Source organism: Shewanella algae (assembly GCF_009183365.2).
GTDB lineage: Bacteria > Pseudomonadota > Gammaproteobacteria > Enterobacterales > Shewanellaceae > Shewanella > Shewanella algae.
Genome location: NZ_CP068230.1, coordinates 653,585 through 664,124 on the forward strand (window position 1 = coordinate 653,585; position 10,540 = coordinate 664,124).

The 10,540-nt window shown below is 53.9% G+C and carries 11 protein-coding genes; 8 read left to right on the forward strand and 3 right to left on the reverse strand.

The annotated features are described in order from the left end of the window. The first annotated feature begins 101 nt into the window (after window positions 1-101). Genes nudF through parC form a run of 7 tightly spaced genes read left to right on the forward strand, consistent with a single transcriptional unit; the run spans window position 102 to window position 8,039 of the window. On the forward strand, window positions 102-728 hold the full coding sequence (gene nudF / locus E1N14_RS03045; RefSeq protein WP_025009359.1) for an ADP-ribose diphosphatase: 627 nt from the start codon (window positions 102-104) through the stop codon (window positions 726-728). Beyond that, window positions 709-1,143 (forward strand): DUF1249 domain-containing protein, encoded by a 435-nt coding sequence (locus E1N14_RS03050; protein WP_025009360.1) that lies wholly within the window; start codon window positions 709-711, stop codon window positions 1,141-1,143. Before nudF ends, E1N14_RS03050 begins: the two co-directional genes overlap by 20 nt. Before the next feature lie 15 nt (window positions 1,144-1,158). Further along, window positions 1,159-1,998: a 3',5'-cyclic-AMP phosphodiesterase gene (gene cpdA / locus E1N14_RS03055; RefSeq protein WP_025009361.1), complete on the forward strand. Its 840-nt coding sequence runs from the start codon at window positions 1,159-1,161 to the stop codon at window positions 1,996-1,998. A 35-nt stretch (window positions 1,999-2,033) separates the two neighbouring features. Further along, entirely contained in the window at window positions 2,034-2,609 is a 576-nt protein-coding gene (locus E1N14_RS03060) for a YqiA/YcfP family alpha/beta fold hydrolase (protein ID WP_044733647.1), read from the forward strand. A 53-nt stretch (window positions 2,610-2,662) separates the two neighbouring features. After that, complete coding sequence (gene parE, locus E1N14_RS03065) at window positions 2,663-4,549, forward strand: DNA topoisomerase IV subunit B (protein ID WP_025009362.1); 1,887 nt, start codon at window positions 2,663-2,665, stop codon at window positions 4,547-4,549. 47 nt (window positions 4,550-4,596) lie between these two features. Next, complete coding sequence (locus E1N14_RS03070; protein ID WP_093982098.1) at window positions 4,597-5,772, forward strand: PQQ-dependent sugar dehydrogenase; 1,176 nt, start codon at window positions 4,597-4,599, stop codon at window positions 5,770-5,772. After that, window positions 5,772-8,039 carry a DNA topoisomerase IV subunit A gene (gene parC, locus E1N14_RS03075; RefSeq protein WP_044733649.1) on the forward strand — a complete coding sequence of 756 codons (2,268 nt, stop codon included), beginning with the start codon at window positions 5,772-5,774 and terminating at the stop codon, window positions 8,037-8,039. Before E1N14_RS03070 ends, parC begins: the two co-directional genes overlap by 1 nt. A gap of 61 nt (window positions 8,040-8,100) precedes the next feature. Here the strand turns inward: parC and E1N14_RS03080 are convergent, their stop codons facing one another. Both E1N14_RS03080 and E1N14_RS03085 read right to left on the reverse strand, forming a co-directional pair. Continuing rightward, on the reverse strand, window positions 8,101-8,292 hold the full coding sequence (locus E1N14_RS03080; RefSeq protein ID WP_025009364.1) for a bacterioferritin-associated ferredoxin: 192 nt from the start codon (window positions 8,290-8,292) through the stop codon (window positions 8,101-8,103). A 186-nt stretch (window positions 8,293-8,478) separates the two neighbouring features. Next, window positions 8,479-9,405 (reverse strand): D-2-hydroxyacid dehydrogenase, encoded by a 927-nt coding sequence (locus E1N14_RS03085; protein ID WP_025009365.1) that lies wholly within the window; start codon window positions 9,403-9,405, stop codon window positions 8,479-8,481. A gap of 48 nt (window positions 9,406-9,453) precedes the next feature. On the opposite strand from E1N14_RS03085, the gene E1N14_RS03090 reads away from it, so the two are divergent. Beyond that, window positions 9,454-9,786 (forward strand): DUF3392 domain-containing protein, encoded by a 333-nt coding sequence (locus tag E1N14_RS03090; protein WP_025009366.1) that lies wholly within the window; start codon window positions 9,454-9,456, stop codon window positions 9,784-9,786. A 32-nt stretch (window positions 9,787-9,818) separates the two neighbouring features. On the opposite strand, the gene E1N14_RS03095 is transcribed toward E1N14_RS03090, so the two are convergent. Further along, entirely contained in the window at window positions 9,819-10,538 is a 720-nt protein-coding gene (locus E1N14_RS03095) for a glycerophosphodiester phosphodiesterase (protein WP_025009367.1), read from the reverse strand. Between the last annotated feature and the right edge of the window lie 2 nt (window positions 10,539-10,540).

Here is a 10,540-nt window from a genome sequence, read left to right on the forward strand (position 1 = left end):
ATCAACCGTTTTCAAGTCAATTCGGAAGTGTAACAGATTTTATTGGCAAATGGTGCCGGGTGGTTTGAAATTGCACCTTTTATAGCTAAAGCGGAGTGAAAATGGCAGCAGAAAAATTCACCAAAGAGGATGTTCAGGTGCTGGGGCAGCGCACGCTATACCGTGGGTTTTTCCATATGGAGGAATACCGTTTCCGTCATCGGCTGTTTGCCGGTGGCTGGAGCGATGAAGTGACTCGTGAGGTGTTTGAGCGCGGCCATGCCGTGGTGGTTTTACCCTATGATCCGCAAGAAGACAAAGTGGTGTTGATTGAGCAGGTGCGGTTTCCTGCGCTGGAAACCAGTGAATCTCCTTGGCTGCTGGAGTTGGTGGCGGGTATGATTGCCCCCGGCGAAGTGGCCGATGAGGTGGCCAAACGGGAACTTTTGGAAGAAACCGGACTCAATGCCAGTGCAATTTCGGCAGTAAGCAGTTATCTTTCCAGCCCCGGAGGTTGCAGTGAACGCTTCTTCTTTTACTGGGCGGCGGTGGATTCATCCAAGGCCAAAGGGCTGCATGGCTTGGCCGAAGAACATGAAGACATTAGGTTGCATGTGCTTTCCCGCAGTGATGCTTATGCCAAAGTGCTTAGTGGCGAAATCGACAATGCTTCGACCGTGCTCGGACTGCAATGGTTGCAGCTTAACTATCAAAGTTTAATCCAGGCCAATGAACAAGAAAGACAGTGACAAGAAATACCAGCCGGATGTCAGCCGCTTTTTAGCCCTGTGTGGCCGCAACTATGGCCATATTCAGCGCTGGTTGCCGGAGCAGGGTGAAGTGGGTGAAAGCTGGCAGGTAGAAGGGGATTTCGGCTGCCTGGATGTCGAGTTGCTGGAAAATACCCGCTATACCCAGTTGGTCAGTATTTCCCGCCATGTAGGGAAGGGCGGATTGATACCTGCCCCCAAGGTCACTGTGCGGATTTATCATGATGCTAAATTAGCAGAAGTGTTAAGCAGCCGACAGATTTACCAATTGCGGCCAGTGTATGATTATCCGAACTTACGCATGTACCACCGCGATGAAAAGTACCAGGTAAACGCCTTCCTGGAGGAGTTATTGAAAATAGACTGTCAGGCGCGCCTCGTTTGTCAGTCCTGAGATTGGGTAATCAAAGTGCTGAAAGAGGCAATCACATACAGTATTCCTGAGGACAAGAGTGTTCGTTTGGTGCAGATCACAGATCCTCACCTGTTTGCCGATCCTGAAGGACAGCTTCTTGGCGTAAATACCGCCAACAGTCTCAATGCCGTTATCAATACCATCCAGGCAGTCAAGTATCCCGCCGACATGCTGCTGGCCAGTGGTGACATTAGCCAGGATTACTCCGGTGAGTCCTACCGCAACTTTGTCGAAGCCATCAAACCGCTGAATCTGCCCTGCCATTATCTGCCTGGCAATCACGATGACCCCAGGATCATGTATCTGCATATGCAGGGTGAGCGTGTCTATGGTCACAGGCGGGTATTGGCCGGGAATTGGCAGATTATCTTGCTGGACTCCACAGTGCGGGGAAAGCCCGGGGGCCATATGGCCGAAAGCGAAATTGAGATCATCCGCAGTGCCATAGCCGCCGAACCGGACAAACATGTGCTGCTGGTGATGCATCATAATCCTGTGCTGGTGGACTGCACTTGGCTGGATCAGCACTGTATGGACAATGGCGCCCATTTCCTCAAAGAGATGGGGCGTTATCCTCAGGTCAAGGGCATGCTCTGGGGCCATGTTCATCAGCAATTGGATACAGAATATCAGGGTGAAACTCACAAGTTATCTCTGATGGCGACACCATCGACCTGTATTCAATTCAAACCCTTGTCTTCCTATTTTGCGCTGGATGCACTGCAGCCTGGCTACCGTTTGCTGGAGCTCAAGCCCGATGGTAGCATGCTCACCAATGTTTATCGGATCCCGGGCGAGCGCTTCGCACCGGATGCTGAGGCCAGCGGCTACTGAATTTGCTTTGGAGCAGTGGCCCCTTGTGAGGAACTATGCTGCTCTACATTCACGGTTTCAACAGTTCTCCCTTGTCTGACAAGGCCGTGCTTACCCGCACCTATATTGAACAACATTTTCCCGGTGTGCGACTGGAGCAGCCACAGCTACCCACTTCGCCCAAGGCGGCGATGGCGTTGCTGATCCAGTTGACCGAAGCGGCCAAAGCCAAGGGCGAGCCACTGGCGTTTATCGGTTCATCCCTCGGCGGGTATTTTGCCTCTTGGCTGGCGGAGCGCTATGGCGGCAAGGCGGTATTGGTCAACCCGGCGGTGCGTCCCTTTGAGTTATTCAGCGACTATTTGGGACCGCAATACAACCCTTATACCGACGAACATTACCAATTATTGCCCCAACATCAGCAGCAGCTGATTGAATTTGATACGCCGGTCATTCTCAATCCGGATCGTTTTTTTGTATTATTACAGACTGCCGATGAGGTGCTGGATTATCGCCAGGCCCTGGGCAAATATCACTGCTGTGAGATGCTGCTGGAAAGCGGTGGAAACCATAGTTTTGTGGGTTACGGCGACAAGCTGGACGCAGTCTGCCGTTTTTTACACTTATCTTGACAATCAGATCCTCGCGGCCCACCATGGCCTGAACATAAAAGACAGTGTGTGCTATGACCAATCAATACACCTCCGATGCCATTGAAGTACTGAACGGACTGGATCCGGTAAAACGCCGTCCCGGCATGTATACCGATACCACCCGACCCAACCACCTGGGTCAGGAAGTCATAGATAACAGTGTCGATGAGGCTTTGGCAGGGTTTGCAACCCGAATCGATGTGGTGTTACACACAGACAACTCGCTGGAAGTCACAGACGATGGCCGTGGTATGCCAGTGGATATTCACCCGGAGGAGGGGATCCCCGGGGTCGAGCTGATCCTGACCAAACTGCATGCCGGTGGTAAGTTCTCCAACAAAAACTATCAGTTTTCCGGTGGTTTGCATGGGGTGGGGATCTCTGTGGTCAACGCCCTCTCCAAAAGGGTTGAGATCACGGTTCGCCGCGATGCCAAAGTGTATGAAATGGCCTTTGAGCATGGCGACAAGGCCGAGAGCCTCAGGGAAACCGGTACCTGCGGGCGCCGCAATACTGGCACCCGGGTGCAGTTTTGGCCGGATCCCAGCTATTTTGACTCACCGAACTTTTCGGTCACCAAGCTGACTTATCTGTTGCGGGCCAAAGCGGTACTCTGTCCTGGGCTTAGAATTCGTTTCGCCAACAAACAAAACGGTGAGGTTCATGAGTGGTTTTATGAAGAGGGCCTGACCGATTATCTGAAAGACTCCCTCAAAGAAGCCCCGGCGCTGCCACAGGAGCCTTTTGTCGGCAGTATCAAGACCAATCTGGAAGCCGCCGACTGGGCCATTACCTGGCTGCCTGAGGGCGGCGACAGTATCAGCGAAAGCTATGTCAACCTGATCCCAACGCCGCTTGGTGGTACCCATGTGAACGGTTTCCGTCAGGGACTGCTCGAGTCGATGCGTGAGTTCTGTGAGTTTCGCAACCTGATCCCAAGGGGGATTAAGCTTAGCCCGGAAGATATCTGGGACAAGGCCAGTTTTATTCTGTCGGTGAAGATGCAAGATCCGCAATTTGCCGGCCAGACCAAGGAGAAACTCTCCAGCCGCCAGTGTTCTGCGTTTGTATCGGGTGTGGTGCGTGATGCCTTCAGCCTCTGGCTCAACAGCAACACAGATCAAGCCGAACTGCTGGCCGAGATGTGCATCAACAACGCCCAGAAGCGCCTCAAGGCGGCGAAGAAAGTCGCCCGTAAGAAGGTCACTTCAGGCCCGGCGCTGCCAGGTAAACTGACCGACTGCACAGGTCAGGATCCGGCGCGTTCCGAGCTGTTTCTGGTGGAAGGGGACTCGGCCGGTGGCAGTGCCAAACAGGCCAGGGACAGAGAGTTTCAGGCGATCATGCCGCTGCGGGGCAAAATTCTCAACACCTGGGAAGTGGAAGCGAGCCAAGTGCTGGCCTCTCAGGAAGTGCACGACATTTCAGTGGCCATAGGCTGCGATCCCGATAGCGACGATATCTCTGAACTCAGATACGGCAAGATCTGTATTCTCGCCGATGCCGACTCGGATGGTTTGCACATAGCAACCTTGCTGTGCGCGCTGTTTTTGAAACACTATCGCACTCTGGTTGAAAAGGGGCATGTGTATATCGCTATGCCGCCACTGTTCCGTATCGATATCGGCAAAGAAGTGTTTTACGCTTTGGATGAGCCTGAAAAGCAAGGCATTCTTGACAGAATTGCCGCCGACAACAAGAAAGGAAAAGTGCAGGTCACCCGCTTTAAAGGTCTGGGTGAGATGAATCCACTGCAACTGAGGGAAACGACCATGGATCCCAACACCCGTAGATTGGTACAACTGACCATAGACGATGTCGACGAGACTGTGGCATTGATGGACATGTTGCTGGCCAAGAAGCGCTCAGGTGATCGTAAGTCGTGGCTGGAAACCAAGGGAGACCTTGCTCAGCTGTAATCGCCCTTGATGTGCCAATAACTATAAAACTTAAAGGCAAGGATATGATGAACCTGAATAACAGAGTCGGTATCGCGGCTGGCGGAGGCTTGCTCCTGCTGGGCGCTGCGTTGCTGAGTGCGGCGGCCAATGCATCTCAGTCGATGATCATTACTGTGACCAAAGGCTTTGGTGTTTCTCTTTATGCCACAGATGTTGGCGATGCCAAGCAGATGGCAGTAGGAGATGAAGGTACCCTGTTTGTCGGTTCTCACAAGAGTGGCACTATTCACGCTTTGGTCGACAGTAACAATGATGGCCGGGTCGATAAGCGTTATCTGATAGCCAAGGGCCTGGATTACCCGGAGGCCTTGGCTTTTCATAAGGGCGATCTCTATGTCGCTCTGGAAGACAGGGTTGTGGTATTCCGTGATATCGAACCCAGGCTCAGGCGCCCTCCGCGGGCACGGGAAGTCTATGATCAACTGCCGGGCAATGGTAAGAAAAGCGCCAGAGCCATGCGCTTTGGCCCGGATGACAGGCTCTATATCGCCATCAGCGCCCCCTGCAATGTGTGTGAGCCCAGTGCCCCTTTTGGCAGCATCATTGCCGTGGATGTGAATTCGGGCAGTAGTCAGCAGATAGCGCTCGGAATACGTAATGTCATAGGTTTTGACTGGTCGCCACTGGATAACCGCCTCTGGTTTGCCGATATGAGCCGCGACTGGATGGGGGATAATCTGCCACCGGATGAAATCAACCGGGTCGATGTTGCCGGGGCGCATTATGGTTTCCCTTATGTGCATGGCAAAGCGGTGCAGGAGCCTGCCTATGAGGAGCCCAAGAGCCTGAATATTACCAAGCCAGTCTATGAACTGCCGGCGCATGTGTCTCCTATGGGGATGCTGTTTTATCGGGGAACCCAGTTTCCCGCCGAATATCACAACCAGATTTTATTGGCTGAGAACGGCTCCTGGAACCGTTCCAGTAAGGTGGGCTACCAGATAGTGGTATTGGAAACCGATGGCCGTCAGGTGAGCAATCGCCGCACCCTGGTGAGTTTTCTCGATGGTGAGTTTCCGGTGGCCAGACCCCATTCACTGGCGATGGCCCCGGATGGCGCCGTCTATATTTCGGATGATCTGAAGGGAAACATCTACCGCCTGTACTACAAAGACACTGATGCAGAAGATGCTGAATCTGAGTCGGACTATGCGCCGACACCTGAACAGGAAAATGAATAATGAGTGATGCGATAGCCTTGAGCCTGGATGGCGTGGAGCAGATGCCGCTCAGGCGCTTCACCGAAGAGGCGTATCTCAACTATTCCATGTATGTGATCATGGACCGGGCCTTGCCCCATATCGGCGATGGCCTCAAGCCGGTGCAACGGCGAATCGTCTACGCCATGAGCGAGCTGGGATTATCGGCGGCGGCCAAATACAAGAAGTCGGCCCGTACCGTGGGTGACGTACTGGGTAAGTATCACCCGCACGGTGACAGCGCCTGTTACGAAGCCATGGTACTGATGGCGCAACCCTTTACCTATCGCTATCCCCTGGTGGATGGTCAGGGTAACTGGGGGGCTCCGGACGATCCCAAGTCGTTTGCGGCCATGCGTTATACCGAAGCCAGGCTATCCAAGTTTTCCGAGGTACTGCTCAGCGAACTAGGTCAAGGTACAGTGGACTGGGGCGTCAACTTCGACGGCACCCTGAAAGAGCCCTTGGTCCTGCCAGCCAGACTGCCGCATATTCTGCTCAACGGTATTACCGGTATCGCAGTGGGTATGGCCACGGATATTCCGCCCCATAACGCCCGCGAGTTGGCCAATGCCTGTATCGAGCTGCTGGATAATCCCAAGGCTGACCTGCCGCGGCTAATGGAATTCGTGCCTGGGCCCGATTATCCGACAGCTGCCGAGATCATTACCCCGAGCGCCGAAATCGCCAAGGTCTATGAATCGGGCCGCGGCTCAATCAAGGCCCGTGCGGTTTACACTGTGGAAAACGGTGAAGTGGTGATAACGGCTTTGCCGCACCAGGCCAGCTCCAGCAAGATCCTCGAGCAGTTGGCGGCGCAGATGCAAGCCAAGAAGCTGCCTATGGTGACGGACTTGCGCGATGAGTCGGACCATGAAAGTCCGGTTCGCTTGGTGATAGTGCCGAGATCCAACCGGGTCGATATCGAACAGTTGATGGCGCACCTGTTTGCTACTACAGATCTGGAGAAGAGCTACAGGGTCAACCTCAATGTGCTTGGTCTCGATGGCCGGCCTCAGGTCAAGGGGCTCAAGCAACTCTTGAGTGAGTGGCTGGAGTTTCGAATTCATACTGTGCGCCGCCGTTTGGAATTTCGTCTGGATAAAGTCCTGGCCAGGTTGCATATTCTTGAAGCCTTGATGATTGCCTTCCTCAATATTGATGAAGTGATAGAGATCATCCGCTTCCACGATGAACCCAAGGCCGAGTTGATGCGCCGCTTCGGGCTGACAGACAAGCAAGCCGAAGCAATTCTGGACCTCAAGCTGCGCCATCTGGCCAAGCTGGAAGAGATGAAGATCCGTGGTGAGCAGGATGAGCTTGAAGCCGAGCGGGAAAAGTTGCAGCAACTGCTCAGCTCGGAACGCCGCCTGAAGACCTTGATCAAGAAAGAACTGCAGGCAGATGCGGAAACCTATGGTGATGACCGCCGTTCTCCACTGGTGGTGAGAAGCGAATCCAGAGCACTGTCGGAGCAGGAGTTGGTGCCGACCGAGCCCGTGACTGTGGTGTTGTCTGAAAAGGGCTGGGTACGCTGTGCCAAGGGCCATGATATAGACGCCGCCGGGTTGTCCTACAAGGCTGGTGACAGTTTCCTCTGCGCCGCAGCCGGCCGCAGCAATCAGCAATCTGTGTTTATTGACAGCGCCGGGCGCGCCTTCGCCACGGATACCCATACTCTGCCTTCGGCCCGTAGCCAAGGGGAACCTATTACCACCAGATTCAATCTGGCCCCAGGGGAGAGCATGGAGCACGTATTGCTCGGGGATGATGATAACTGCTTCCTGCTGGCGAGTGATGCCGGTTACGGCTTTATCTGCGCCTTTAAGGACATGGTCTCGCGCAACAAGGCGGGTAAGGCTTTGCTGACACTGCCGGCCAATGCCAAGGCTTTAACGCCGCGTAAACTGGACAAGTCCAGACCCAGTTCGATTCTGGCCATTACCAATGAAGGGCGGATGCTGATGTTCTCCATGGAGGCGCTGCCGCAGTTGGCCAAGGGTAAGGGCAACAAGATCATCGGCATCCCATCGGAGCGGGCGAAAAACCGTGAAGAGTTGGTGACACATCTATACCTGGTGCCGGAAGGTGCCAATGTCACCCTCTGGGCCGGCAAGCGTAAGCTGACATTGAAGAGCAGCGATCTGGAGCATTACCGTGGTGAGCGTGGCCGTCGCGGCGCCAAGCTGCCAAGAGGACTGCAAAGGGTCGACAGTGTCGAAGTCAGTTTGGAGGAGCCGGCGTTGTAGCCCGGCCCAGAAATTACAAAAGCCGCATTATGATGCGGCTTTTGTTTTTTTACCCAATATATCAGGCGACTTCGTAATAATTGGGCTCGAGATCCAGCTGATTCTGGATGATTTGCGTCGCCATCCGTACACACTTACCGCATTGATCACCCACACCGAGGCGTTTTTTCACCTCGCTGAGGCTAACATCTCCCTGGCTGACAGCCTGCTTTATCTGGGTATCCGTAATCGCATGACACAGACAAACGTACATTTATCGGGCTCCGGTTGCTGCTGGTAAGTGGAAGGCAATTTTCAGTTTGTAATTCTAAATGAAAACCGTTATCAATACTAATAACGCTTGGGTATATTTTAGGGCAGATCACCCTTTAGTTGGTTATTAGGTCTTTAGTCAGCCAATAGCACCGCGCCCGGAGGAATGGGCGCGCTAGAGTAAGGATTAGTAGCCTCTGTCGAAGTACACCAGGTTCTCCAGTGATTCGGCATTGAGGTAGTGGTGATAGTTGCGGGAGAAAATATCGACCACCTGAGACGGGAAGCTGGGCGCCGAAATATGGGGAGTGATTACCGCATTGGGGCAATCCCAGATGGGGTGCAGCGGTGACAGCGGCTCCTGGGCAAACACATCCAGCACGGCTTTGAGCCGGTTTCTGCGACCGAGTTCGACCACCAGGGCATCCAGATCTAGGGCGTCACCGCGGCCTATGTTGAACAGTATCGCGCTGTCTTTGAGTTGTGCCAGTCTCTCTTTGCTCAGCAAGCCTCGGCTCTCCTGAGTGCTCGGCAGAGTGTTGACGACCACATCGGCCTGGGGCAAAAGCTCATCGAGCTGGGCCGGGCTGATGATGCAATCAAAGCCCGCGACGGCCCTTTGGCTGCGGTTCATACCCCAGACCTGCATCTTGAAGTGCTTGGCGCTGGCGGCCAGGTGCTCGCCGATGGAACCTGTGCCCAGGATCAGCATCTTCATCCCCTGCAGGGTGGCCAGGGAACCTGGGTGCCAGTATTTCTCCTGCTGTTGGTGATGATACAGCGCATGTTGGCGAACTTCGGCGAGCAGATAACCGAACACATATTCACTCATCAAGGGGCCGAAGATACCTTTCACATTGGTCAGCAGGTAGTCTTTCCTGGTTTTAGCGCCAAGCAGTTTATCGACACCGGCGAAGGTTGATTGCAACCAACTGAGATTCTTGCCGTGACTCAGCAGCGGTTGGGCCAGAGCCGGCTCGGCCAGCCAGATATCGGCACTGGCGATATTGGCCGGGTCATCGCCCAGGATAGTAAGGCCAGGAAGTGATTTTTCTGACAACAACTGTCGATATTCAGCATTTTCCCGGGTGAGTAACAGCAGCTTGTATGCCATAGTATCTGTCCTTGTTGTTTTCGTTATTTTTATGGATTTTATATTTTAATGGATTCAGTTACGCAACTGCTGACCCAGCTGGGCAGTCAGCTCTATCCCTGGCTCAATGAGATTGCCACCGCCATGGTTGCCTGCGTCATTTTGGTGTTCGGTGCCGATTTCAACCGTTTTCTGCGCCGTAAGCTTGGAGCACGCAACTTTGTGCTACGCACGCTGATCTTTATTCTGGTCAACGCCTTTGGTTACGGCATGCTGATAGTGGCGCTCAGTCCCTGGCTCGCCAGGCAGCTGGCGCACTTACCGGCACTGTGGACTTTACTCTTGGTCAGCGCCACTTTTATCTTTGTCGGCAGTTGGGCCCAGCGCAATAACCAGAGTTGAATACACTAATCAGAGAGCATTCAAACGACTAATCACTCAAACCAGTGGCAGTAGTCGGTTTGTGACTTCTGAGTCAATGCGGCGGCGGCTTTGTCTGGATAGTTGGCAAAAATACCATCTACCCCCAGCGCCGCCAGTGCCCTGATATCATCGGCATCATCTACGGTATAGACATACACTTTGGCGCCACGCTGATGAGCATCGGCAACCAGTTCACGGCTGATAAAGCTGATATCCAGATGCAGTGACCAGGCTTTGAGTTCACTGACCACGGCGGCTTGGTTGAGAGCTATCCCCTCGAGCAGTGGTGCCACGGGTACGTCGGGCAACTGCTGTTTTACCTGTTTGAGCCAGAGATGATTGAATGAAGACACCAGCAGCTGCTCTGGCTGGTAGCCGAGTTGCAGTAGCTGCGGGTATTGCTGGATAAAAGGCTCGACGCAACCCACTCCCTTGAGCTCTATGTTGACCGTCATGCGCCCCTCGATAAGCTCAAGTACCTGGCGCAGGGTAGGGATAGGTTCTCCCTCGACCCTCAGCTGCCGTAGATAGCGACTGCTTTGCTGCGCGAGTAGCCCTTTGCCGTCGCTCTTGGGACTCAGGCGGCGGTCATGGAAGACCCAGAGCTCACCATCGGCATGGTGCACATCCAGCTCAACTGCCTCACAACCAAGCTCTAGTGCCAGCGCCATCGCCTTAAGGGTGTTTTCCGGCGCATAACCACTGGCGCCACGGTGCGCGAAAATCAACATCT